The 24,154-nt window shown below is 69.6% G+C and carries 26 protein-coding genes; 3 read left to right on the top strand and 23 right to left on the bottom strand.

Going from position 1 to position 24,154, the window contains the following annotated elements:
- Window positions 1-3 precede the first annotated feature (3 nt).
- From argB to infC, 13 genes are all read right to left on the bottom strand, one after another.
- Window positions 4-921, bottom strand: a complete 918-nt coding sequence (gene argB / locus ABFY20_RS12880) for an acetylglutamate kinase (RefSeq protein ID WP_368496643.1) — start codon at window positions 919-921, stop codon at window positions 4-6.
- The gene (gene argJ, locus ABFY20_RS12885) at window positions 921-2,087 is read right to left on the bottom strand and encodes a bifunctional glutamate N-acetyltransferase/amino-acid acetyltransferase ArgJ (protein ID WP_368496644.1); all 1,167 of its coding nucleotides are present in this window, start codon (window positions 2,085-2,087) and stop codon (window positions 921-923) included. The genes argB and argJ overlap by 1 nt, the downstream gene beginning before the upstream one ends.
- On the bottom strand, window positions 2,084-3,130 hold the full coding sequence (gene argC / locus ABFY20_RS12890; protein ID WP_368496645.1) for an N-acetyl-gamma-glutamyl-phosphate reductase: 1,047 nt from the start codon (window positions 3,128-3,130) through the stop codon (window positions 2,084-2,086). Before argC ends, argJ begins: the two co-directional genes overlap by 4 nt.
- Before the next feature lie 73 nt (window positions 3,131-3,203).
- The gene (gene pheT, locus ABFY20_RS12895) at window positions 3,204-5,735 is read right to left on the bottom strand and encodes a phenylalanine--tRNA ligase subunit beta (protein ID WP_368496646.1); all 2,532 of its coding nucleotides are present in this window, start codon (window positions 5,733-5,735) and stop codon (window positions 3,204-3,206) included.
- 2 nt (window positions 5,736-5,737) lie between these two features.
- Entirely contained in the window at window positions 5,738-6,778 is a 1,041-nt protein-coding gene (gene pheS, locus ABFY20_RS12900; protein WP_368496647.1) for a phenylalanine--tRNA ligase subunit alpha, read from the bottom strand.
- A gap of 21 nt (window positions 6,779-6,799) precedes the next feature.
- Entirely contained in the window at window positions 6,800-7,729 is a 930-nt protein-coding gene (locus tag ABFY20_RS12905; RefSeq protein WP_368496648.1) for an ABC transporter permease subunit, read from the bottom strand.
- The gene (locus ABFY20_RS12910) at window positions 7,726-8,373 is read right to left on the bottom strand and encodes an amino acid ABC transporter permease (RefSeq protein WP_368496649.1); all 648 of its coding nucleotides are present in this window, start codon (window positions 8,371-8,373) and stop codon (window positions 7,726-7,728) included. The genes ABFY20_RS12905 and ABFY20_RS12910 overlap by 4 nt, the downstream gene beginning before the upstream one ends.
- Window positions 8,374-8,404: 31 nt before the next feature.
- Window positions 8,405-9,268, bottom strand: a complete 864-nt coding sequence (locus ABFY20_RS12915) for a transporter substrate-binding domain-containing protein (RefSeq protein WP_368496650.1) — start codon at window positions 9,266-9,268, stop codon at window positions 8,405-8,407.
- Window positions 9,269-9,326: 58 nt separating this feature from the next.
- A complete protein-coding gene (locus ABFY20_RS12920; protein WP_368499783.1) occupies window positions 9,327-10,055 on the bottom strand; it encodes an amino acid ABC transporter ATP-binding protein in 729 nt (242 codons plus the stop codon).
- A gap of 144 nt (window positions 10,056-10,199) precedes the next feature.
- Entirely contained in the window at window positions 10,200-11,000 is an 801-nt protein-coding gene (locus tag ABFY20_RS12925) for a TrmH family RNA methyltransferase (RefSeq protein ID WP_368496651.1), read from the bottom strand.
- Between the two features lie 41 nt (window positions 11,001-11,041).
- Entirely contained in the window at window positions 11,042-11,428 is a 387-nt protein-coding gene (gene rplT, locus ABFY20_RS12930; protein WP_171704273.1) for a 50S ribosomal protein L20, read from the bottom strand.
- 42 nt (window positions 11,429-11,470) lie between these two features.
- Window positions 11,471-11,665 carry a 50S ribosomal protein L35 gene (gene rpmI, locus ABFY20_RS12935; protein ID WP_171704272.1) on the bottom strand — a complete coding sequence of 65 codons (195 nt, stop codon included), beginning with the start codon at window positions 11,663-11,665 and terminating at the stop codon, window positions 11,471-11,473.
- A gap of 58 nt (window positions 11,666-11,723) precedes the next feature.
- Window positions 11,724-12,362, bottom strand: a complete 639-nt coding sequence (infC, locus tag ABFY20_RS12940; RefSeq protein ID WP_368499784.1) for a translation initiation factor IF-3 — start codon at window positions 12,360-12,362, stop codon at window positions 11,724-11,726.
- A gap of 262 nt (window positions 12,363-12,624) precedes the next feature.
- Between infC and ABFY20_RS12945 the strand changes: the two genes are divergently transcribed.
- Window positions 12,625-12,987 carry a DUF1844 domain-containing protein gene (locus ABFY20_RS12945; protein WP_368496652.1) on the top strand — a complete coding sequence of 121 codons (363 nt, stop codon included), beginning with the start codon at window positions 12,625-12,627 and terminating at the stop codon, window positions 12,985-12,987.
- On the opposite strand, the gene ABFY20_RS12950 is transcribed toward ABFY20_RS12945, so the two are convergent.
- The 6 genes from ABFY20_RS12950 to ABFY20_RS12975 form a co-directional block, all read right to left on the bottom strand.
- The gene (locus ABFY20_RS12950) at window positions 12,980-13,759 is read right to left on the bottom strand and encodes an SseB family protein (protein ID WP_368496653.1); all 780 of its coding nucleotides are present in this window, start codon (window positions 13,757-13,759) and stop codon (window positions 12,980-12,982) included. The genes ABFY20_RS12945 and ABFY20_RS12950 overlap by 8 nt on opposite strands.
- Window positions 13,743-14,489: a bifunctional 1-(5-phosphoribosyl)-5-((5-phosphoribosylamino)methylideneamino)imidazole-4-carboxamide isomerase/phosphoribosylanthranilate isomerase PriA gene (gene priA / locus ABFY20_RS12955; protein ID WP_171704269.1), complete on the bottom strand. Its 747-nt coding sequence runs from the start codon at window positions 14,487-14,489 to the stop codon at window positions 13,743-13,745. Before priA ends, ABFY20_RS12950 begins: the two co-directional genes overlap by 17 nt.
- A 120-nt stretch (window positions 14,490-14,609) precedes the next feature.
- Window positions 14,610-15,251: an imidazole glycerol phosphate synthase subunit HisH gene (gene hisH, locus ABFY20_RS12960; protein ID WP_368496654.1), complete on the bottom strand. Its 642-nt coding sequence runs from the start codon at window positions 15,249-15,251 to the stop codon at window positions 14,610-14,612.
- Window positions 15,248-15,853, bottom strand: coding sequence for an imidazoleglycerol-phosphate dehydratase HisB (gene hisB / locus ABFY20_RS12965; protein ID WP_368496655.1), 606 nt, complete (start codon window positions 15,851-15,853; stop codon window positions 15,248-15,250). Before hisB ends, hisH begins: the two co-directional genes overlap by 4 nt.
- Window positions 15,854-15,863: 10 nt before the next feature.
- Window positions 15,864-16,982 carry a histidinol-phosphate transaminase gene (locus ABFY20_RS12970; RefSeq protein WP_368496656.1) on the bottom strand — a complete coding sequence of 373 codons (1,119 nt, stop codon included), beginning with the start codon at window positions 16,980-16,982 and terminating at the stop codon, window positions 15,864-15,866.
- Between the two features lie 65 nt (window positions 16,983-17,047).
- Window positions 17,048-17,446: a LysM peptidoglycan-binding domain-containing protein gene (locus tag ABFY20_RS12975; protein ID WP_368496657.1), complete on the bottom strand. Its 399-nt coding sequence runs from the start codon at window positions 17,444-17,446 to the stop codon at window positions 17,048-17,050.
- A gap of 205 nt (window positions 17,447-17,651) precedes the next feature.
- Between ABFY20_RS12975 and lexA the strand changes: the two genes are divergently transcribed.
- Complete coding sequence (gene lexA, locus ABFY20_RS12980; RefSeq protein ID WP_368496658.1) at window positions 17,652-18,356, top strand: transcriptional repressor LexA; 705 nt, start codon at window positions 17,652-17,654, stop codon at window positions 18,354-18,356.
- A gap of 12 nt (window positions 18,357-18,368) precedes the next feature.
- Here the strand turns inward: lexA and hflX are convergent, their stop codons facing one another.
- Window positions 18,369-19,964, bottom strand: coding sequence for a GTPase HflX (gene hflX / locus ABFY20_RS12985; RefSeq protein WP_368496659.1), 1,596 nt, complete (start codon window positions 19,962-19,964; stop codon window positions 18,369-18,371).
- Between the two features lie 40 nt (window positions 19,965-20,004).
- Here hflX and ABFY20_RS12990 point away from each other — a divergent pair, with 40 nt between their 5' ends.
- Entirely contained in the window at window positions 20,005-20,619 is a 615-nt protein-coding gene (locus ABFY20_RS12990) for a class I SAM-dependent methyltransferase (RefSeq protein ID WP_368496660.1), read from the top strand.
- Between the two features lie 54 nt (window positions 20,620-20,673).
- Here ABFY20_RS12990 and dapF read toward each other — a convergent pair whose 3' ends face one another.
- Genes dapF through miaB form a run of 3 tightly spaced genes read right to left on the bottom strand, consistent with a single transcriptional unit; the run spans window position 20,674 to window position 24,153 of the window.
- Window positions 20,674-21,555, bottom strand: a complete 882-nt coding sequence (gene dapF / locus ABFY20_RS12995) for a diaminopimelate epimerase (protein WP_368496661.1) — start codon at window positions 21,553-21,555, stop codon at window positions 20,674-20,676.
- A gap of 15 nt (window positions 21,556-21,570) precedes the next feature.
- On the bottom strand, window positions 21,571-22,533 hold the full coding sequence (gene miaA, locus ABFY20_RS13000; protein WP_368496662.1) for a tRNA (adenosine(37)-N6)-dimethylallyltransferase MiaA: 963 nt from the start codon (window positions 22,531-22,533) through the stop codon (window positions 21,571-21,573).
- A gap of 3 nt (window positions 22,534-22,536) precedes the next feature.
- Window positions 22,537-24,153, bottom strand: coding sequence for a tRNA (N6-isopentenyl adenosine(37)-C2)-methylthiotransferase MiaB (gene miaB, locus ABFY20_RS13005; RefSeq protein ID WP_368496663.1), 1,617 nt, complete (start codon window positions 24,151-24,153; stop codon window positions 22,537-22,539).
- Window position 24,154 lies beyond the last annotated feature (1 nt).

Below are 24,154 nucleotides of genomic sequence, written 5' to 3' on the forward strand. Positions count from 1 at the left end.
GGTTCAGTGGGCGGCGGCCGGCACGACCTCGGTGCCGACACCACCCTGGGTGAAGACCTCGAGGAGGATGGAGTGCGGCTCGCGGCCGTCGATGATGGCGGCCTTCGCCACTCCCCCGTCGACCGCCTCGAGACAGGCCGACATCTTGGGGATCATCCCCGACTCGAGCGAGGGCAGCATGGCGCGCAGCTCCTCGCTGTCGATGACGGAGACCAGCGAGTCGCGGTTCGGCCAGTCGCTGTAGAGACCGGCCACGTCGGTGAGGATGACGAGCTTCGCGGCGGAGAGTGCCACGGCGAGCGCCGCTGCCGCCGCATCGGCGTTGACGTTCAGCACCTGCCCGGGCTGGTCGACGTCGGGAGCGATGGAGGAGACGACGGGGATGCGCCCGGCCTCGAGCTGCGCCATCACGCCCTCGGGGTTCACCCCCACGACGTCGCCGACGAGACCGAGGTCGACCATCTCGCCGTCGATCTCGACCCCGCGCTTGCGCCCTTCGAAGAGCCCCGCGTCCTCACCCGAGAGCGCAGCCGCGAGGGGCCCGTGCTCGTTGATGTGACTCACGATGTCGCGGCTGATCTGACCGGTGAGCACCATGCGCACGACGTCCATGGCTTCGGGACTCGTGACCCGGTAGCCGCCCCGGAACTCGCTCTCGATGCCGAGGCGATCGAGCATCCGGGAGATCTGCGGGCCGCCCCCGTGCACGACGACGGGGCGGATGCCGGCGTAGCGCAGGTAGACGATGTCTTCGGCGAAGGTGCGCTGCAGCTCGGGGTCGACCATGGCGTTGCCGCCGAACTTCACGACGATGATCTGGCCGTGGAAGCGCTTCAGCCAGGGCAGCGACTCGATGAGCGTGCTGGCCTTGACGTGCGCGAGCTCGGCGTCGGCGGCGGTGGGTGCGGTGTACTCGGGCATCAGCTGGCGTACGCGCTGTTCTCGTACACGTAGTCGTGGGTGAGGTCGTTGGTGTAGATGGTGGCCGTCGCGTCGCCCGACTTGAGGTCGATGAGGATGCTCGTGGCCCGCGGGGTGAGATCGACGAGCTCACGGTCGTCTCCCGGCTCCCCCTCACGGCACACCATCACCCCGTTCATCGAGACGTCGATGCGGTAGGGATCGAACTCGGCGTCGGTGGTGCCGAGCGCCGCGAGCACCCGGCCCCAGTTGGGATCGTTGCCGAAGATGGCGGCCTTCAGCAGGTTGCTGCGCGAGACGGCCCGGCCCACGACGACCGCGTCGTCTTCGCTCGCGGCGTTCACCACCTCGATCGCGATGTCGTGGCTCGCCCCCTCGGCATCGCGCTGCAGCTGGGTGGCGAGGTCGAGGCAGAGCGCGGTGAGAGCCGTGGTGAACTCCGCCTCGTCGGCGGCGACACCGGATGCTCCGGAGGCCATCAGGGTGACGGTGTCGTTGGTCGACATGCAGCCGTCGGAATCGACGCGGTCGAAGGTGACGCGAGTGGCGGCGCGGAGCGCCCGGTCGAGGGTGGCGGCGTCGAGGTCGGCGTCGGTGGTGATGACGACGAGCATGGTCGCGAGACCCGGTGCGAGCATCCCCGCTCCCTTGGCCATGCCGCCGATCGACCAGCCGGCGCGCGACTCGATCGTCGACTCCTTCGGCTTCGAGTCGGTGGTCATGATGGCGAGTGCCGCATCCGCACCCCCGTCGCGCTCGCCCGAGAGGGCGGCGACCGCCGGGGGGACGTTGTCGAGGATGGCGTCGCGGAAGCTCTGGTCGCCGACCCCGATGAGCCCGGTGGAGCACACCAGCACGTCGCCCGCGGCAACGCCGAGCGCGTCGGCGACGGCCTCGGCGGTGGCGTGCGTGGTCTGGAAGCCGAAGGCGCCCGTGAAGCAGTTGGCTCCGCCGGAGTTGAGGATGACGGCGTCGATTCGGCCGTCTTCGATGACCTTCTCCGACCAGAGCACGGGGTTCGCCTTCGCCCGGTTGGAAGTGAACACCGCGGCGGCGGCCTTGCTCGGGCCGTCGTTGACGACGAGCGCGAGATCGCGGGCGCCGGTGGACTTCAGGCCGGCGACGACTCCTGAGGCGCGGAAGCCTGCGGGATGGGTGACGCTCACGGTGCGACTCCGTTCACGGGGAGGCCGAGCTGCTCGGGCAGGCCGAGCGCGAGGTTGGTGGACTGGACGGCGGCGCCGGCGGTGCCCTTCACGAGGTTGTCGAGCGCGGTGACCGTGACGACGCGCTCAGCCTCCTCGTCGACGGCGATCCCGACGACCGCCGTGTTCGCGCCCGTCGTGTCGGCGACCCGCGGGAAGGCACCCTCGGGCATCAGGTGCACGAAGGGCTCGTCGGCGTAGGCGAGCTCCCACGCCGAACGCACGTCTGCGGCGCTCACCCCGGGCTGGAGACGGGCCGTGGAGGTGGCGAGGATGCCGCGCGACATCGGCACCAGCACGGGTGTGAACGAGACGGTCACCTTCTCGCCCGCCGCGCCGGTGAGGTTCTGCACGATCTCGGGGACGTGGCGGTGCACTCCGCCGACTCCGTAGGCGTGGGCCGAGCCGAGCAGCTCGCTGGCGAGCAGATCGGTGCGGAGCGTCTTGCCCGCGCCCGAGGGGCCGACCGCCAGCACGGCGACGAGGTCGACGGGCTGGATGACTCCCGCCCGGAGGCCCGGCGCGAGGCCGAGGCTGACCGCGGTGACGTTGCAGCCGGGCACGGCGATGCGGTTGACGCCCGCGAGCCGGTCGCGCTGCTTGCCGCCGTCGGCGAGCACCAGCTCGGGGAGTCCGTACGGCCACGAACCGTGGTACTCGGACTTGTAGAACCTCTCCCAGGCCTCACCACTCGTGAGCCGATGGTCGGCTCCGCAGTCGACGACGACGCTGGCATCGCCGAGCTCATCGGCGAGCGCCCCCGAATGGCCGTGCGGGAGGGCGAGGAAGACCACGTCGTGGCCCCTCAGCGTCTCAGCGCTCGTCTCCTGGAGCACCAGGTCGGCGTAGCTGCGCAGGTGCGGCTGGAGAGCGATGAGACGCTGGCCCGCGTTCTTGTTCGCCGTGACCGTGCGCACCTCGAACTCCGGATGCGCGGCGAGGAGGCGCAGGATCTCGCCGCCCGCGTATCCGCTGGCTCCGGCGATGGCGACTGTGTAGACCATCTTCCCAATCTATCGCTCAGGCCCGGCGGCGAGTGCCGCGGGCGATCTGCTCCCGCGGCACCCCGCTGCGGGTCTACTCCCTGACCGTCGCCTGGAACAGCTCGGCCGCACGCGCAGCGCCGGCCAGCTTCGCCTCCGAGGCCTCGGCGGCGGTGAGCGTTCGGTCGGCCGCGCGGAAGCGCAGCGCGAAGGTGAGCGACTTCGCAGCGTCGGGCAGACCCTGGCCGCGGTAGTCGTCGACGAGACGGATGCTCTCGAGCAACTCGCCGGCACCCTCTTCGACGGCGCGCTGCACCTCGCCTGCCACCGTGTCGACCGGCACGACCAGCGAGAGATCCTGCGTCGCGGCTGGATAGCCGCTGATGGGCGCCACGTCGATGCCGGTTCCGGCAGCGGCGATGACAGCGTCGAGGTCGAGCTCGAGCACGCCCACCACGCGGGGCAGGTCGAGCTCCTTGGTGAGCGCGGGCAGCAGTTCGCCGGCGAAGCCGATGCTCCGCTCCCCTACGGGGGTCTCCACGAACAGCTCGGCCGTGCGCCCAGGGTGCATCGACTTGTGCGCACCCGGTGCGACCCGCAGCGCGACGGCGAGTGCCGACTCGAGCAGCCGCACGACGTCGAGCACATCGGCGATGCCGGCGGGAACGGCGGGCTGGCCCGGCTGCTTGTCGACCGAGTTGCCGAGCACGAGCGCGGCCACGTGACGAGGCTGCGGCGGGATGCCCTCGTGCAGCTCGCCGAGCTGCGCGGCATCGGGCAGCGCGGCCCCGACGGGCAGCTCGGCCTGCCCGTAGCGTCGGTCGGCCTCGGGAAGGAACACGAGACCGATCTCGAACAGCGCCAGGTCGGTCAAGCCGCGCGACAGGTTGCGCCGCGCGATGTCGATGAGCCCGGGGATGAGCGAGGTGCGCAGGAGGGCCGCCTCACTGTCGAGCGGGTTGGCCACGCGGATGGCGGGCACCTCGACCTCGTCGGGGCTGCCGAACCGCACATTCTGCTCCGCACTGAGGAACGGGTACGCGAGCACCTCGACCAGCCCGCCCGCGGCGAGCACGTCGGCGGTGCGGCGGCGGGTGACCTGCGCGGGGGTGAGCCCGCGCCCGGGCGGCGCGATCGGGAGGATCGAGGGGATGCGGTCGTAGCCGACGATGCGCGCCACCTCTTCGGCGAGCGAGGCCTTGTCGATGAGGTCGGGGCGCCAGCTCGGCGGCGTCACCTCGAAGCCCCCCGCGTTCTCCTCGACCGTCGAGCCGATCTCGGCGAGCGAGCGGGCGATGTCGTCTGGCGTGAAGTCGACCCCGACGAGCTTCTGCACGAAACCGAACGGCAGCATGATCGAGCCGGGCTCGGCGTGCTCGTGGTGCACCGAGCCGAGGCCGTCGGCGGTGCCCCCGGCGAGCGTCTCGAGCAGCTCGACCACACGGGCCGCAGCGGGCTGGGCGACCTTCGGGTCGACACCGCGCTCGAAGCGACGGGACGCCTCGCTCGGCAGCTTGTGCCGCCTGGCGGTGCGCGCGATCGACACCGGGTCGAAGTTCGCCGCCTCGATGAGCACGTTCACCGTGCCGTCGCCGATCTCGGTGGAGGCTCCGCCCATGACACCGGCGAGCCCGATGGGGCCGCGGTCGTCGGTGATGAGCAGGTCTTCGGGGTCGAGCGTGCGGGTGACTCCGTCGAGGGTCTCGAGGGTCTCCCCCACGGTGGCGCGACGCACGACGATGCCGCCCTGCAGCGCATCCAGGTCGTACCCATGGATGGGCTGCCCGAACTCGAGCATGACGTAGTTCGTGATGTCGACGACGAGGGAGATCGAGCGGATGCCGGCGAGCTTCAGGCGTGAGACCAGCCAGGCGGGTGACTTCGCCGTCGGGTCGATGCCCCGCACCGTGCGCGTCACGAACACCGTGGCGCCGACGCGACCGCGGATGGGCGCCTCGTCATGGATCGCCACCGGAAAACCCGAGGCGGCGACGGGCGTGACCCGATCGACCGGGTCGCGGAAGCCCGCACCGGTGGAGTGGGCGTACTCGCGGGCGATGCCGCGGATGGAGAAGGCGTAGCCGCGGTCGGGGGTGACGTTCACCTCGACGGCCGAGTCGTCGAGCGAGAGCAGCGCCAGCGCGTCGGTGCCCACCTCGGGGTCGAGACCGAGCGTGGTGAGTCGCAGGATGCCGTCGTGGTCGTCGCCGAGGCCGAGCTCGCGCGCCGAGGCGATCATGCCGTCGGAGACGTGCCCGTAGGTCTTGCGCGCGGCGATGGCGAAACCGCCGGGAAGCACGGCGCCCGGAAGCGTCACCACCACCTTGTCGCCCACGAAGAAGTTCGACGCGCCGCAGACGATGCCGCGCACGTCGGCACCGCCGTCGGCAGCGAGCTGCCCCTCAGGGGCCACCCGCACCTGGCACCACCTGATGGTCTTGCCGTTGGACTGCGGCTCCTCGACGAAGGAGAGCACCTGCCCGACGACGACCGGGCCGGTGACGTCGAAGCCGTGCGACCCCTCCTCCTCGAGCCCCACCTTCACGAGTGCCGCGTGGATGTCGGCGATCGACGCGTCGGCGGGGACGTCGACGTACTCTGCGAGCCAGCTGATCGGTACACGCATGACTAGACCACCATTCCGAACTGCTGGGAGAATCGCACGTCGCCCTCGACCATGTCGCGCATGTCGTTGAGGTCGTTGCGGAACTGGAGGGTGCGCTCGATGCCCATGCCGAACGCGAACCCGGAGTACTCGTCGGGGTCGATGCCTGCCGACCGCAGCACGTTCGGGTTCACCATGCCGCATCCGCCCCACTCGACCCAGCGCGCCCCGCCCTTGGCGTTCGGCTGCCAGACGTCCATCTCGGCGCTCGGCTCGGTGAACGGGAAGTAGTTCGGGCGCAGACGTATCTTCGCACCCTCGCCGAACATCTGCCGCGCGAAGTGCTCGAGCGTGCCGCGCAGGTGCGCCATGGTGAGACCCTTGTCGATGGCGATGCCCTCGACCTGGCTGAACACGGGGGTGTGCGTGGCGTCGAGCTCGTCGGTGCGGTACACCCGGCCCGGGGCGATGACGTACACCGGCAGCTCGCGCTCGAGCAGGCTCCGCACCTGCACCGGGCTGGTGTGGGTGCGGAGCACCAGGTGCGACTCGGGCGGGTCGATGAAGAAGGTGTCCTGCATGGCGCGCGCGGGATGGTCGGCGTCGAAGTTCAGCGCGTCGAAGTTGAACCATTCGCTCTCGACCTCGGGGCCCTCGGCGACCTCCCACCCCATGCCCACGAAGATGTCGGCGATGCGGTCGCCGAGGAGGGACAGCGGATGGCGGGCCCCGATGCGGCGCCGGCTCGGCACGGCGGTCACGTCGACCGCCTCGTCTGCGAGGCGGGCGCTCTCCTCGAGGGCGACGACGTCGAGCTCGCGGGCGGCCACCGCCTGATTGACGCGGGCCCGGGCCTGGCCGACGAGCTTGCCCGCGGCGGCCTTCTGGTCGCCGGGCAGCGACTTGATGGCGGCGTTGAACGCGGCGAGCGGAGAGCTCTCGCCGGTGTGCTCGGAGCGCACGCGGCGCAGTGTCGCGGAATCGGAAGCGGTCTCGAGGGCCGCGAGCGCCGCGTCGACCGCGTCGTTCACCGCCTGCTCGGTGATGGCGATGGGTTCAGACACGAGTCACAAGTTTACGCGGTGCTACTCCGTGGTGCGGTCAGCCGGGTCGACGTTCGTCACCAGAGTCGCGTTGACGGCGCCGCCACCCTCGGTCGGTATGACGTTGGGGATGACACCGCCGATGCGCCCGGGGCGCCGCAGTCGCCGGCGGGCGAAGCGCCGGGTGAGCGCCGAGAGCGTGAGGTTCACCGCGAGGTAGATGATGAGCGTGATGACGAACAGGGTGAACAGGAAGCGGTTGCCGTAGTAGCTGCCGAGGTTGTTCATCGTGGTGCGGATGAGTTCGTTGTACCCGACGATGTAGCCGAGGCTGGTGTCTTTGAGCAGCACGATGAGCTGGGCGAGCACGATGGGAAGCATCTGCCGGAACGCCTGCGGGAACTCGATGAGCATCCGGGTCTGCAAGGCGGTGAGGCCGACGCTGAGGCCTGCCTCTCGCTGACCGCGGGGCAGTGACGCGATGCCGGCCCGGAGCGCTTCGCCGATGATCGCGCCGTTGTAGAGGCCGAGGCCGAGCACCACGGCCCAGAACGCCCCGGTCGAGCCCACGAGCAGGATGAAGAGCATGAGCAGCAGCACGGGCATGCCGCGGAAGAACTCGAGCACCACGGTGGCGGGGATGCGCACCACGGCGAGCGACGAGGTGCGCAGCAGCACGAAGAGCACGCCCACGACGAGCGCCATCACGGCGGCGATCGCCGCGGCCTGCAGCGTGTTGAGGAGACCGCGGCCCACCGCCCCCCAGAACTCGGGATCGGTGACGAGGGGCTCCCAGCGAGAGGCGTCGAAGAAGCCGGGGAGCGTGATGCCGCCCGACTCCCGCGGCTGCGCCAGGGTGAACAGGCCCCAGCCGAGAACGGCGACGAGCACCACGAGCACCACGATCGAGGCGATGAGGGAACGCCTGCGGGCCTTCGGCCCTGGGGCGTCGAACAGGACGGAGACGCTCATCGCTGCACCGCGAATCTCTTCTCGAGCCGCCCGGCCAGGATGCCGAGCGGGATGGTGATGAGGAGGTAGAAGGTCGCGACCGCGAGGAGCACCGCCACCACGGCGTTGCCGTTCGCGTTGGCGAGCGTGCGCCCGACACCGAACAACTCGGCCACGAAGAACGCTCCGGCCACCGAGGTGTTCTTGGTGAGCGCGATCATCACGTTGATGAGGGGCGGGATGACCATGCGGAAGGCCTGGGGGAAGATGACGATGGTGACCGTCTGCCCGAAGCCGAGGCCGAGACTCCGCGCCGCCTCGGCCTGACCGATCGGCACACCGTTGACGCCCGAACGCAGGGCCTCGGCGACGAACGGCGAGGTATAGGCGGTGAGGCCGATGACGGCGCACCAGAAGTAGGGCAGCTCCGACCCGAGGTAGGGGAGGATGATCGCGCAGAAGAACAGCACCAGTGTGAGCGGCGTGTTGCGCAGCAGCTCGGTGTAGACCGCGGCGAAACCCGAGAGGGTGGGCACCGGCGAAATGCGCATCACCGCCACCACCGTGCCCACGACGAGTGCCGCGAGGCCCGAGAGCAGCAGCAACGACAGGGTCTGGCCGAATCCCTCGAGATACAGCGGCAGATTGTCGATGACGACGTTCACTCGGGCCTCGCTTCACTCATCCGTCATCGCCTCAGTAGCGGTCGACCGCCGGGGGCTCGACGAAGGGCAGCACCGTGCCCGCCGTGCCCTCCCAGGCCGCTTCGTAACTGCCGTCCTCGTACGACTCCTCGAGGGTGTCGTTGACGAAGTTCCGGAAGTCGGTGTCGTCTTTGGCGAGACCGATGCCGTAGGGCTCGTCGGTGAAGGGCTCACCCACGACCTTGAACTCGCCCTCGTTCTGGGCGGCGAGGCCGGCGAGGATGACGTTGTCGGTCGAGACGGCGACCACCTGGCCCGTGCGCAGCGGCTCGAGGCAGTTGGTGTAGGTGTCGGTGAGCACCACCTGGGCGCCGAGCGCCTCGAGGTTGGCCGCCGGGGTCGAACCCGTGACGGAGCAGACGGGCTTGCCGACGAGGTCGTCTTCGCTCTCGATGGTGTCGTCGTCGGCGAGGGTGAGGATGCTCTGGCCGGCCATATAGTACGGCCCGGCGAACGAGATGACCTCCTTGCGCTTGTCGTTGATGGTGTACGTCGCCACCACCAGGTCGACCTCACCGTTCTGGATGAACGGCTCGCGGTTGGCCGAGACGGTCTCGACCCACTCGATGTTCTCGGGGGCGATGCCGAGCTTGCCGGCGATGATCTTGCCGATCTCGACGTCGAAGCCCTCAGGGGTGCCGTCGGGGCCGACGAGACCGAACAGGGGCTGGTCGAACTTCGTGCCGATGGTGATCTTGCCCGCGTCGGCGAGCGTCTGCATCGTGGAACCTGCGGCGAAGGTGGGTGCTGCCTCCACCTCGGGCTCTGCGGTCTCGCCCGAGCCCCCCGCGCATCCGGCCAGTGCCACGGCGGTCACCGCGGCGATCGCGAGAAACGATAGCTTCTTGTGCCTCATCAGTCGTACCTCTCTGTGCTGTGCCCCCGCCGCTCGTGTGCGCCGGGGAGTTACCCGCCTAGTGGGCGAGGATCTTGGAGAGGAAGTCCTTCGCCCGCGGCGACTGCGGGTTCGTGAAGAACTCCTCGGGGGCCGCTTCTTCTTCGACGCGACCGTCGGCCATGAAGATGACCCGGTCGGCGGCCTTGCGGGCGAAGCCCATCTCGTGGGTGACGACGATCATCGTCATGCCGTCTCGGGCGAGGCCGACCATGACGTCGAGCACCTCGTTGATCATCTCGGGGTCGAGGGCGCTGGTGGGCTCGTCGAGCAGGATGAGCTTCGGGTTCATCGCCAGCGAGCGGGCGATCGCCACGCGCTGCTGCTGGCCACCCGAGAGCTGGGCGGGCAGCTTCTGCGCCTGGTTCGCGACGCCCACCCGCTCGAGCAGCTCCATGGCGCGCTTCTCGGCCTCCTTGCGAGAGACCTTGCGCACCTTCATCGGTGCGAGCGTGACGTTCTCGAGCACCGTCTTGTGCGCGAACAGGTTGAACGACTGGAACACCATGCCCACGTCGGCGCGGAGCCCGGCGAGGGCGCGGCCCTCGCTCGGCAGCACCTTGCCGTCGATGGTGATGGTGCCGGAGTCGATGGTCTCGAGACGGTTGATCGCCCGGCAGAACGTCGACTTGCCCGAGCCCGAGGGGCCGATGACCACGACCACCTCGCCGCGGGCGACCGAGGTGGTGATGTCGCGGAGCACGTGGAGTTCCCCGAAGTGCTTGTCGACGTGGTCGATGACGACCAGCGGTGCGGCATCGTCGCCGCGATCGGTCGTCGCCCCTCGAACGGGGGTGATCGGCTCATCCATGGGCTTCACCCAACCACACCCGAACGGGGGGCCGCAACGCGTCATAGAGTTCCGTGACTGAACCGAAACATCCTCGAAACGTCAGGAGCGGTGGGCGAAGGCGCTCTCGTAGAGGCACACCGACGCAGCGGTGGCGAGATTCAGCGACTCTGCCTGCCCGTAGATGGGCAGCGAGACGGCGCGGTCGGCCTGGCGCAGGTCGTCGTCGTCGAGGCCTCTCGCCTCGTTGCCGAACAGCCACGCGGTGGGCGCCGACAGAACACCTGCGGTGCGCACGTCGAGCAGGTCGTCGCCCTTGATGTCGGCGGCGAGCACCTGCAGGCCGGCCTCGCGCGCGCGGTCGAGCACGTCGGCGAGGGTGGCGTCGACGGCGACGGGGAGGTGGAACAGCGAGCCGGTCGTGGAGCGCACGACCTTCGGGTTGTAGAGGTCGACCGAACGGCCGGTGAGGATGACCGCGTCGGCGCCCGCCGCATCCGCCGCCCTGATGATGGTTCCGGCGTTGCCCGGGTCGCGCACCTCTTCGAGGATGGCGATGAGGCGGGGGCCTGAGGCGAAGATCTCCTTGACCGCCGTGGGGAACTGCCGGCACACCGCCACGAAGCCCTGCGGCGTCACCGTGTCGGCCATCGTGTCGAGCACCTGCTCGGTGACGAAGTCGACGTCGAGGCCGCCGGCTGCGGCCCTCTGCGCGATCTCGGTGTAGCGCTCGAGCGCCGTCGGGGTGGCGTAAAGCTCGACGATCAGCTCGGGATTGAAGGTGAGGGCCTCCCCCACCGCCTGCGGCCCCTCCAAGAGAAAGAGCCCGGTCTCAGACCGGGCTCCTTTCTTGGCGAGTTTCGCCACAGCCCTAACCCGAGGTGATCGCGGATTGTCCAGCATGTGGCGCTCTCTCTTCTGTTGTGTCGATGCGGTGTCGCGGACTACGCGGCGGTCTTCGGCGCCGAGGTGTCGGCGGGAAGGGCGGCCTTCGCGCTCTGCACCAGCGCAGCGAAGGTGGCGGGCTCGTTCACGGCGAGCTCGGCCAGGATGCGACGGTCGACCTCGATGCCGGCCAGGGCGAGACCCTGGATGAGGCGGTTGTAGGTGAGGCCGTTCTGACGCGAGGCCGCGTTGATGCGCTGGATCCACAGGCGACGGAAGTCGCCCTTGCGGGCACGGCGGTCGCGGTAGGAGTAGACGAGGGAGTGGGTGACCTGCTCCTTCGCCTTGCGGTAGAGGCGCGACCGCTGACCGCGGTAGCCCTCGGCGCGCTCGAGGATGACCCGACGCTTCTTGTGGGCGTTGACGGCCCTCTTCACTCTTGCCATTGTTCTTGTCCTTCTAGGTCTCGGTCGGCTGCTGCAGGGCTACTACAGGCCGAGAAGCTTCTTGGCGACCTTGGTGTCTGCCTTCGAGAGCAGCTGGTCGTGGTTCAGGCGAGCCTTGCGCCCAGGGGCCTTGACCTCCAGGTTGTGGCGCATTCCGGCCTGCTGCTTCATGATCTTGCCGCTGCCGGTGACCTTGAAACGCTTCTTGGACCCGGAATGGGTCTTCTGCTTGGGCATCGTGGTTCTCCTCGTGTTGTTCGGGCTTGTCGCGGCCGTGACGGCCGGGGGTGGTGTGCTACTCGGCCGCGGCGGCGGGGGTGGCCGGCGCCTGGTCGGAGTTCGTGGGAGCCGCGTCGGCGTCGCCGCCGTGGTTGCGGGCCTTCGTGGCGTCGCGGCGGGCGTTCTGCTCGGCCTTCGCCTCGGACTTGTTCTTCAGCGGACCGATGACCATCACCATGTTGCGGCCGTCGATCGTGGGGTTCGACTCGACGGTGCCGAACTCGGCGACGTCTTCGGCGAAGCGCTGCAGCAGGCGCACGCCCTGCTCGGGGCGGGACTGCTCGCGGCCGCGGAAGAGGATCATCGCCTTGACCTTGTCGCCGGCCTTGAGGAAGCCCTCGGCACGCTTGCGCTTGGTCTCGTAGTCGTGAACGTCGATCTTCAGGCGGAAGCGAACCTCTTTGAGGATCGTGTTGGCCTGGTTGCGACGCGCTTCTTTCGCCTTCTGCGCGGCTTCGTACTTGAACTTTCCGTAGTCCATGATCTTGGCGACCGGGGGCTTGGAGTTCGGTGCGACCTCGACGAGGTCGAGGTCTGCCTCCTGGGCAAGACGGAGTGCGACGTCGATGCTGACGACGCCGACCTGCTCGCCGCCCGGGCCCACGAGGCGGACCTCGGGAACTCGGATACGGTCGTTGGTACGGGGATCGCTGATGCGTTGCTCCTTAGTTTCGTGTGTTGACGAAAGCGGAGCTGCCCCGTGCACGCGCAACCTTCACGCGGCACCACACCCTGACTCTGTCTCTATCGCGTCGCCCGAAGGGCGAACCATAAACACAGGGAGTGCAATCGACCCGGTAACCTGATGAAGCGGTATGCGCGGGTGGGAGATTCTCCACTTTCATACTGAGACCAATGGCCTCAGAGCCTCGAAGAGTCTAGCAGAGTCTGGGCCGAAGTAGTTAGGACTTCTCGCGATGAGCGACATCACCTCCCCCTACGACCACGACGAGGCGCCGAGCGACGCCGTGCGCGACATCGCCGAGGTCTCCGCGGTCGAGGTCATCACCACCACCGCCGTGCACCTCATGAGCGCCGCCGCCGTGAAGTGCGGGCTCGCCGACGACCCCGAGAACCAGATCGACCTCGACGAGGCGCGCAAGCTCATCATCGCGCTCGCCGGTCTCGTCACCGCCTCGGCCCCCGAGATCGGCGATCAGCACGCACGCAGCCTCCGCGACGGGCTGCGTTCACTGCAGCTGGCCTTCCGCGAGGCGTCGATCATCCCCGACCCCATCGGCAAGGGCCCGGGCGAGAACCTCACGGGTCCCGTCAGCTGACAGCGGTCAGCCGAACCGAGAGCGAGTCGACCCGTTCGGCGATGAGCGGATGCTCGCTCCAGCGCTGCTGCAACCGCGCCATGAGCGCACCCAAAGCCTCCTGATCGAGGCCAGGGGCCAGAGCCAGCACGACCACGACCTCGGCGCCCGCGAGCCGGGCGTGCGGGTCGCCCGCGACGAGTCGCACGCCGGCGACCACCACTTCGTCGGCGACCGAGAGCTCGAAGGCGCCGGCGACGGCGGGGTCGGCGAGTGCGGGCACCCACGGCTCCCCCTGGGCCAGGGCCCACACCATCGGGCGGCGCAGGGCGAACTCGGTGGGGGAGGCGGGGTCGATGACGACGAGTTCCGTTCCTTCCGCCGCCGCGGCCAGGGCGACCCTCCGCGCCTCGACCGGGATCGGCCGCGCCGAGGGGTTCCAGCGCGACAGCGCGTCGACCGAGCTGAAGGCGGGCAGCACCGTCCTGCCGTCGGGGCCGGCGACCGTGACGAGGGAGAGCTCCTGGGTCTTGTCGACCCGGAGCCCCGCCTCCGTCACCCCCTCGTCGCCCGCATGCGCCACGAGGGGCACGAGCAGTCGAACGTCGCGGAGGGCGTCGACGACGTCGACCTGGCCGGCCTCACCGCCGGCGAAGGACGTCAGGGCGGCGAGCAGCAGCGGCGGTGCCGCGCCGTCGTCGGTGTCGTGTGTCGTGTCGTGGGCGGCGAAGTGCCGACCCTTCCACGGCTGGCCCGCCGAGTCGGCGAGGTGCGGGTCAGTCGGATGCGACATCCAGCGCCTCGGCCAGGGTGAAGGCACCGGAGTACAGGGCCCGGCCGACGATGGCGCCTTCGAGGCCGAGCGGCACGAGGGCACGCAGTTCGGCGATGTCGTCGAGGCTCGAGATGCCGCCCGAGGCGATGACGGGGCGCGAGGTGCGCTCCATCACCTGGCGCAGCAGCTCGACGTTCGGGCCCTTGAGGGTGCCGTCCTTCGTGACGTCGGTGACCACGTAACGCGCGCATCCGGCTTCTTCGAGGCGGTCCATCACCTGCCAGAGGTCGCCGCCGTCCTGCGTCCAGCCACGGGCGGCGAGCGTGGTGCCGCGCACGTCGAGGCCGACAGCGATCGCCTCGCCGTACTGCGCGATGACGTGGGCGGCCCACTCCGGGTTCTCGAGGGCAGCGGTGCCGAGGTTGATGCGCTTGGCGCCCGACTCCAGGGCGGTCTCGAGGCTCTCGTCGTCGCGGATGCCGCCCGAGACCTCCACGTTGACGCCTTTCGCCTGGCGGATGACCTTCTTGATCACGCCCAGGTTGCTGCCGCGACCGAAGGCGGCGTCGAGGTCGACCAGGTGGATCCACTCGGCGCCCTGGGAGATCCAGTCCGCGGCGGCGTCGACAGGGTCGCCGTGATGGGTCTCGGTGCCCGCCTTGCCCTGGGTGAGCCTCACTGCCTTCCCGTCGGCGACGTCGACGGCTGGCAGCAGCACCAGCCCGGGTGCCTTGTTGAACTCACTCATTGTCGGTTCCTCGATCGTGCGAATGCGGGCGGCGGCCCCCCGCGATAGTAGCGACTCGTCGCGGCCAGGTCGAAACGGACCCCGCCCGGCCCAGCCGGGCGCGATCCGATCCTGGTCACCTCAATCGAGGGTACCGAGCCAGTTGGAGAGCAGACGGATGCCGGCGTCGCCGGACTTCTCGGGGTGGAATTGCGTCGCCGAGAGCGGGCCGTTCTCCACCGCCGCCACGAACCTCGCGCCGTGCTCGGCCCAGGTGACCAGCGGCGGGCGGTGGGTCTTGTCGGGGGTGAGCTCCCACTCCTGCGCGGCGTAGGAGTGCACGAAGTAGAAGCGCTGGTCTTCGATGCCGTCGAAGAGCACGGTGCCCGCCGGGGGCTCGACCGTGTTCCAGCCCATGTGCGGCACGACCTCGGCCTCGAGCAGCTCGACCGTTCCCGGCCACTCGCCGAGCCCGACGGCCTCGACCCCGCGCTCGTTGCTGTCGGAGAACATCACCTGCATGCCGACGCAGATGCCGAGCACCGGCCGGCCGCCGGCGAGGCGTTTGTCGATGACCTCGCCGCCGCGCACGGCGGTCAGCTGGTCCATGACTGCGCTGAACGCGCCGACCCCGGGAACGACGAGGCCGTCGGCCTCGAGTGCGGCAACCCTGTCTCCGGTGACAGTGACATCGGCGCCTGCGCGCTCGAGCGCCTTCGCCGCGGAGTGGATGTTGCCGCTGCCGTAGTCGAGCAGCACGACGTTCGGACGCCCGCGCGTCACAGTGCGCCCTTCGTCGACGGGATGCCGCTCACCAGGGGATCGAGGGCCTTCGCCTGCCGGAAGGCGCGGGCGAATGCCTTGAACTCGGCCTCGGCGATGTGGTGCGGGTCGCGACCGCCGAGCACGGTCACGTGCACGGTGAGGCCGGCGTTGAAGGTGATGGCCTCGAACACGTGCCGCACCATCGACCCCGTGAAGTGCCCGCCGATGAGGTGGAACTCGAAGCCGGCGGGCTCGCCCGTGTGCACGAGGTAGGGGCGGCCGGAGATGTCGACGACGGCCTGCACGAGCGCCTCGTCGAGGGGCACGAGGGCGTCGCCGAAGCGCGAGATGCCCGACTTGTCGCCGAGCGCCTGACGGATGGCCTGACCCAGCACGATGCCGATGTCTTCGACGGTGTGGTGCACGTCGATCTCGATGTCACCCTTCGCCCGCACCGCGAGGTCGGTGAGGGAGTGCTTCGCGAAGGCGGTGAGCAGGTGGTCGTAGAACGGCACGGAGGTCTGGATGTCGGAGACGCCGGTGCCGTCGAGGTCGAGCGAGAGCTCGATGCTCGACTCGCTCGTCTCGCGCTCGAGGCGGGCGGTGCGGGGTGCGGTCATGTCGAGAATCCTATCGAGCGGTGTCTCGGCCCGGAGCGGAGCCTGCGGCAGGGGCGGGGGTGAGTTCACGCATAGCGTCGAGGAAGGCCGTGGTCTCCGCCGTGGTGCCCGCGCTCACGCGCAGGTGACCGGGGATGCTGAGGTTGCGGATGATGATGCCCCGGGCGAGGAGGGCCTCGAAGAGCGCCTCGGGGTCGGCGACGCCACCGAAGAGCACGAAGTTCGCGGCGCTCGGCCACGGGTGGTATCCGAGCTCCGTGAGCTCGGTGACGATGCGGTCGCGCTGTGCCGTGATGTCGTCGACCATCGCGAGCATCTCGGGAGCGTGGTCGAGGGCGGCCACCGCCGCGGCCTGCGTGAGCGCGGAGAGGTGGTAGGGCAGGCGCACCAGACGGATGGCGTCGGCGACCGCGGGGTCGGCGGCGAGGTAGCCGAGGCGGGCACCTGCGAACGCGAAGGCCTTGCTCATCGTGCGCGACACGATGAGACGGGGGCGCCCCTCGAGGAGCGTAAGCGCGCTCGGCCGGTCGTGGGGCATGAACTCGGCGTAGGCCTCGTCGACGACGACCATCCCGTCGGTGGCGTCGTAGGCGGCAGCGATGGTGTCGAGGTCGAGGGCGGTGCCGGTGGGGTTGTTCGGGGCGCAGAAGAAGACGAGGTCGGGCTTCGTGCGCTCGACCCACTCGACGGCGGTCTGCGGCGAGATCTGGAAGTCGGCATCGCGTTCGCCTGCGATCCACTCCGTACCGGTGCCGTGGGCGATGATCGAGTGCATCGAATAGGTGGGAGGGAAGCCGAGCACGGATCGCCCAGGTCCGCCGAACGCCATGAGGATCTGCTGCAGCACCTCGTTGGAGCCGTTCGCCGCCCAGATGTTGTCGCGACCGAGCCCGTGGCCGAGGTACGCGGCGAGGGAGTCGCGGAGGGCGGTGAACTCCCGGTCGGGGTAGCGGTTCACCTGCAGCAGTTCACGGGCGATCGACTCGATGATGTCGCGAGCGACGTCTTCGGGAATGGGGTGGGTGTTCTCGTTGACGTTCAGCTCGACGGGGAGGTGCAGGTGCGGGGCGCCATAGGGCTCCAGGCCGCGCAGGTCGTCTCGGATGGGGAGTTCGTCGAGGGTGGTCACCCCAGCGATTCTATCGAGTCGATCAGTGCGCCACGGTCGCCGGGGAGGCGCCTCGGCCCGGCCGCTCAGTCGGCGAGGTCGGCCGGGATGGCGATGCGCTGGCCGGGCTGCACCGAGGAGGACGTGAGCTGGTTGAGGCTCATGATCTCGGCGATGACGTCGCGCGGGTCGGCCTCGGGGGCGAGTGACTCGGCGATGCCCCAGAGGCTCTGGCCACCGGCGACGGTGACGTACTCGAAGTCGGCGGCGGAGCCGGCCCCGGTGGCGATGGCGGAGCCGCCGCTCAGGAGCGCCACCACGGCCAGCACGGTGATGACGGGAACGGCAACGAGTGCCGCCAGAACCCGGCGGCCGCGGGCGGTGATGCGCAACTTCGGCGCGGCGACGGTGCTGCTGACGGTGGTGCGGGTGGCGGCGGGGGTGGTGGTGCGAAGAGAAGCCGTCACAGGTGCTGCGATGCTCATGATTCCTCCTGAGGGTTCGCACCGGCGCTCGGCCGGGAGCGCCGGTGCGAAGTTGTGTTCCGAATCTATATTCGAATATGGGTCTCGTCAAGTCGAAATCTCTGCCCGAATGCTGCGACACACTCGAACATAGATATGTATTCGAGCAGTTCTCGGATACAGTTTCGATCGACAGGTGAACTCAATCACCAGCCACCGACATCGGATGTCGGAACCCTCGAGAAGGCAGGACACCGTGGCCATCGACCCGGCACGCACCAGGCGGCGCAAGAGCCTCAGCGACAAGCAGCTCGCCATCCTCGACGTCATCCAGCGCTCGGTCTCGGCCAGGGGTTACCCGCCGAGCATGCGCGAGATCGGCGACGCCGTGGGCCTGTCCTCCCTCTCCAGCGTCACCCACCAGCTCAACCAGCTCGAGCTGAGCGGCTACCTCCGCCGCGACCCCAACCGCCCGCGCGCGATGGAGGTGCTCATCGACGTGCCCGGCATCGAGGAGGCACCGGCGCCCGACGCCGATTCCGCACCGCCCGTGGGCGACGCCACCCTCGTCCCGCTGGTGGGCCGCATCGCGGCGGGCATCCCGATCACGGCCGAGCAGCAGGTCGACGAGGTGTTCCCCCTCCCCCGCCAGCTGGTCGGCAACGGCGAGCTGTTCATGCTGAAGGTGGTCGGGGAGTCGATGATCGACGCCGCCATCTGCGACGGCGACTGGGTCGTGGTGCGGCAGCAGCAGACCGCCGAGAACGGCGACATCGTCGCCGCCATGCTCGAGGAGGAGGCGACGGTGAAGGTCTTCCGCCAGCGCGACGGGCACACCTGGCTGCTCCCCCGCAACTCGAACTTCGAGCCCATCCTCGGCGACCACGCCGTCGTGCTCGGCAAGGTCGTCGCGGTGCTCAGGGCGGTCTGAGCCCGCCGACACTCAGCGGGCGATCGCGAACTCCTCGAGGCGTTCCTCGAACTCCGGGTTGATGAGAGCGCGCACATGGGTGCCCGCCTCCACGTATTCGGTGCTCAGCACGGTGTTGCGCTCGTGCAACAGGGTCACCAGGTCGCCACGGTCGTAGGGCACCAGCAGGTTCATCTCGAGGCTCGGCCGCGGGATGAGCTCGTCGATGCGCGCCAGTAGCTCGGGGATGCCCTCGCCGGTGCGTGCCGAGACGAACACCGCCTTCGGCTCCAGGCCGCGGAGCACCAGCTTGTCGTCGTCTGAGACCAGGTCGCTCTTGTTGAACGCGATGATCTCGGGAATGCCGCGGGCACCCGCCTCGCCCATCACGTCGCGCACCGTCGCGATCTGGCCCGCCGGGTCGGGGTGCGAGGCGTCGACGACGTGCACCACCACATCCGAGTCCTGCACCTCCTCGAGCGTTGAGCGGAACGCCTCGACCAGCTGATGCGGCAGCGCGCGCACGAAGCCGACGGTGTCGGCGATCGTGTAGGGGCGGCCGTCGGCCGTCGTGTTCTTGCGCACCGTGGCGTCGAGGGTGGCGAACAGGGCGTTCTCCACCAGCACGCCCGCACTCGTGATGCGGTTGAGCAACGACGACTTGCCGGCGTTCGTGTACCCCGCGATGGCCACGCTCGGCACCGCGTTGCGGCGCCGGTTGGCGCGCTTGGCGTCACGCGCGGGCTTCATAGCGGCGATCTGACGGCGCAGCTTCGCCATGCGGGTGTGAATGCGCCGGCGGTCGAGCTCGATCTTCGTCTCACCCGGTCCGCGCGAACCCATACCGGCGCCCGCGCCGCCCACCTGGCCACCGGCCTGGCGCGACATCGACTCACCCCATCCGCGGAGCCTCGGCAGCAGGTACTCGAGCTGCGCGAGCTCGACCTGCGCCTTGCCCTCGCGGCTCTTGGCGTGCTGGCTGAAGATGTCGAGGATGACCGCGGTGCGGTCGATCACCTTCACCTTCACCACGTCTTCGAGCGCGCGCCGCTGGCTCGGGGCGAGCTCGGTGTCGGCGATGACCGTGTCGGCGCCGAGCGACTGCACGATCGCCCGCAGCTCCTCGGCCTTGCCCTTACCGAAGTAGGTACTGGGGTCGGGGTGTGGGCGCCGCTGCAACAGGCCGTCGAGCACCACGGCACCCGCGGTCTCGGCGAGGGCCGCGAGCTCGTGCAGCGAGTTCTCGGCGTCGGCGAGCGTGCCCTGCGAGTAGACGCCGATGATGACGACGTTCTCGAGCCTCAGCTGCCGGTACTCCACCTCGGTGACGTCGTCGAGCTCGGTCGAGAGCCCGGCGACCCGTCGGAGCGACTGGCGGTCTTCACGGTCGAACTGATCGCCGTCGAACCCGCTGTCGGCCGTGGTCTCGGCGCGCTGCAACGCCTGGGCCGCGCCTTCGGTGAAGAGCGAGTAGGCGCTCGCTCTCGACCCGGCGGAGGCGAGGATGCGCGACACCGCGTCGTCGGAGGCGGCCGCGTCGCCCGAGGTGGGAACCGATGCGCGTGGCGAGGCGTCGACGCCGGTCGCGTCGCGCAGGGTGCCGTCGTCGACGGCGTCGTGGTCTGACATCGCAGTCAAGAATAGTCTCCTGGTTTGCTAGATTCCCTCTATGGATGGCGAGCACTACTTCTCTGCGCAGCCGGCGGGAGAGTTGTCGCTCCGCGAGATCACCGTCGAACTGGCCGGTGCCCCGCGCCGCCTTCAGACGGCATCGGGTGTGTTCAGTCCCGAACGCCTCGATGCGGGCACCCGCGTGCTCCTGTCGAATGTCCCGTCGGCTCCCCCTGGCGGGAATCTGCTCGACCTGGGGTGCGGGTGGGGACCGATCGCTCTCTCACTCGCCCTGGAGTCACCGCACGCCACGGTGTGGGCGGTGGACGTCAACGAACGTGCTCTGGATCTGGTTCGACGGAATGCTCACATGTTAGGCCTCGATCATGTCAACGCCGTGAGGCCCGAAGATGTTCCCGACGAGGTGAGATTCACCACGATCTGGTCGAACCCACCCATCCGCGTCGGCAAGAACGAGCTGCACTCCATGCTGCAGACCTGGCTCCCGCGGCTCGACATCGGGTCGGACGCCTGGCTCGTCGTGCAGAAGAACCTCGGCTCCGATTCGCTGCAGCGCTGGCTCGACGCCGAGTTCGCCGGTATGTCGGTGATGCGCACGACGACCAACCGCGGTTACCGCGTGCTGCGGGTGCGCAACCACGCAGCGGGCTGACCCCCGAGAGCGAGACGCCCGTTCGGTGCGACCCGCCCGGCCGTCAGCGAGCGGCTACGCGATCGCGAGATCGCCCTCGTAGACGAGCTCGGCCGGGCCGGAGAGAGCGACATGCTCGCCGTCTTCGGTCGGGAACATGCGCACGCCCACGACCCCGCCGGGCACCGCGACGCTCCAGTGGTCGGGGGCACCCGCACCGGCCCAGTGGCGCGTCGCCAGGGCCGCCGCCGCCGCGCCCGTGCCGCAGGAAAGGGTCTCGCCGCTCCCGCGTTCGTGCACGCGCATCCTGATGTGCCCCACACCGTCGCGCACGAGCGGCTCGCTGGGCACCACGAACTCGACGTTCGCGCCGTCTTCGGGCTCGGGCTCGACGTGCGGGATGAAGGTGAGATCGGCCTCGGCCAGCTCGTCGTCGTCGGCGAGGGCGACCACGACGTGCGGATTGCCGACGTTGATGCCGAGACCCGGCCGCGGCACCTGCAGGTTCTTGGCCCGCACGAGCGGCTCGCCGCCGTCGAGCCGCCAGCGGCCGAGGTCGACCTGGAAGCCGAGCTTGCTGCGCTGCACGTCGCGCACACCGGCACGGGTGCCGATGACGAGGGTCTCCCCCGCCGCCAGCTCGGCGAGCCCGTTGTCGAGGAGGTAGCGGGCGAAGACGCGGATGCCGTTGCCGCACATCTCGGCGATCGAGCCGTCGGCGTTGCGGTAGTCCATGAACCACTCGGCGGCCGGGTCTTCGGCGAGGGCGGCCGCCCCTTCGGGGATGTTCTCCGACCGCACGGCCCGCAGCACACCGTCGGCACCGACGCCGAAATGACGGTCGCAGATCGCAGCGACCTGGGTGGGAACGAGGTCGATCTGCCCGTCGGCGTCGGTGAAGAGAACGAAGTCGTTGCCAGTCCCCTGGCCCTTGGTGAAGTGGAGGTCAGCGGGCATGGAATCAGTCTAGGGTCAGGAGACGGCGGCCAGGGCGTGGCCGACGGCTGCCTCGACGGAGGCCGGGTCGAGGGCATCGGCGTCGAGGGCGTCGGGGTAGCGCTTGAACCAGCTGACCTGGCGACGGGCGTAGCGGCGGGTGAGGGCCTGCGCCTCGGCGATGGCCTCGGCGCGCGGCATCGTGCCGTCGAGGTCGGCGAGCGCCTGAGCGTAGCCGATGGCTCGGGATGCCGTGGTGCCGTCGCGGAGACCGTGCGGAACGAGGGCGGCGACCTCGTCGACGAGGCCGCGCCCCCACATCCCCACCACGCGCTCATCGAGCCGCGGCACCAGGGCCTGACGCTCGACGCCGAGCCTCACGATCGACAGGGGTCGCCACGGCACAGGCTCGTCGGGCAGGGTGCCGCTGAGAGGTTCACCGGTCAGTTCCACCACCTCGAGCGCGCGCACGAGACGGCGGCCGTTGTACTGCCCGATCGAGGCGGCCGCCTCGGGGTCGAGCACCTTCAAGCGGTCGTAGAGGGCGCGCGCGCCGGTCTGGCCGAGTTCGGCCTCGATCCTTCTCCGCACCTCGGCGTCGCGGGCGGGGAAACGGAAGTCGTGGATGACCGAGGAGACGTACAGGCCCGACCCGCCCACCAGGAGGGCGACGGCACCGCGCGCCTGGATCGCCTCGATGCACTCCCGCGCCTCCCGCTGGTACGCGGCGACCGAGGCGTCGGCTGTGACGTCGAGCACGTCGAGGAGGTGGTGCGGCACTCCGCGCCGTTCGGCCGGGGCGAGCTTGGCGGTGCCGATGTCCATACCGCGGTAGAGCTGCATGGCGTCGGCGTTGACGACCTCGGCGGCCACGCCGCGCTCGTCGAGGCGCTCGGCGAGGCGAAGGGAGAGCTCCGACTTGCCGGTGCCGGTGGCGCCGACCACGGCGATCAGTCGCGCCTGCTCCTCCCCTGCCGAGGCGGACGCCTCCGGGGCCACCCTTCAGCCCCGCAGATCGTCGGTGGAACTGTAGATCGGCACGGTCGCGACGCGCGGGGTCGACGGTGCACCCGCACGCAGGGCCGGCAGCCCCAGCGAGACCCGCCCCGGCGCGGAACCCTCGCCCGCGCTGGCACTGGTGGCGCTCGGCACGGCGCAGGACTCGGCCTCGCTCCTGTCCCAGGCATCACCCGCGCGGGTTCGCCGAACCTCGAGCGGGGTGCCGTCGCTGTCGGCGATGAGGTAGTACGGCGCCGCCTGGGTGACCGTGACCGACACGACGTCGCCCGGGCGCGGAGCAGCCGAACCCTCGGGGAGCTCGAAGTGCACCAGCCTGCTGTCTTCCGCGCGACCGCTCAGTCGCTTCGTCTCGCCGTCCTTCCGGCCCTCGCCGTTCGCGACCACGAGCTCGACACGTCGCCCGACGATCTTCTGGTTCTCCTCCAGCGAGATGCGGTCTTGCAAGGCGACCAGGCGGTCGTAGCGCTCCTGCACCACCTCGCGCGGCACCTGATCGGGCATGGTCGCCGCGGGGGTGCCTGGTCGGATCGAATACTGGAAGGTGAACGCCGATGCGAAGCGGGCCTGCTCGACGACCCGAAGGGTCTCCTGGAAGTCCTCCTCGGTCTCGCCGGGGAAGCCCACGATGATGTCGGTGCTGATCGCGGCGTTCGGGATCTTCGCGCGCACCCGGTCGAGGATGCCGAGGAACTTGGCAGAGCGGTACGAGCGCCGCATGGCCCGGAGCACGCGGTCTGACCCCGACTGCAAGGGCATGTGCAGCTGCGGCATCACCGCGGGGGTCTCCGCCATGGCGTCGATGACGTCGTCGGTGAACGCCGCCGGGTGCGGGCTGGTGAAACGGATGCGTTCCAGGCCCTCGATCTCTCCGGCCGCCCGGAGGAGCTTTCCGAAGGCCAGCCGGTCGCCGAACTCGACGCCGTAGGAGTTGACGTTCTGGCCGAGCAGAGTGACCTCGAGGGCACCGTCATCGACCAGCGACTGCAGCTCGGCGAGGATCTCACCCGGGCGACGATCTTTCTCCTTGCCGCGGAGCGCCGGCACGATGCAGAAGGTGCAGGTGTTGTTGCAGCCCACGGAGATGGAGACCCAGCCGCTGTAGGTGGAGTCGCGCTTCGTCGGGAGAGTGGAGGGGAACGTCTCGAGCGCCTCGAGGATCTCGATCTGCGCCGCGTCGTTGTGTCGAGCGCGCTCCAGCAGGCTCGGCAGTGCTCCCATGTTGTGGGTGCCGAAGACCACGTCGACCCAGGGGGCCTTATCGAGGATGACGTTCTTGTCTTTCTGGGCGAGACAGCCGCCGACCGCGATCTGCATGCCCTCGTGGCGACGCTTCACCGAAGCGAGGTGTCCGAGGTTGCCGTAGAGCTTGTTGTCGGCGTTCTCCCGCACGGCACAGGTGTTGATCACGACGACGTCGGGCTCCACGCCCTCAGCCCTGACGTAACCCGCAGCTTCGAGCGAGCCGCTCAGACGTTCGGAGTCGTGGACGTTCATCTGGCAGCCGTAGGTGCGGACCTCGTAGGTGCGTGCCCGCCCCGACGCGTCGCGTGACGCGTTCGACGCTGCGATGATCGTCGGTGCTTCGCTGACTGTGCTCATG

Origin of the sequence: Herbiconiux sp. A18JL235 (genome assembly GCF_040939305.1) — a bacterium.
In the GTDB taxonomy this organism is placed as follows: Bacteria; Actinomycetota; Actinomycetes; order Actinomycetales; family Microbacteriaceae; genus Herbiconiux.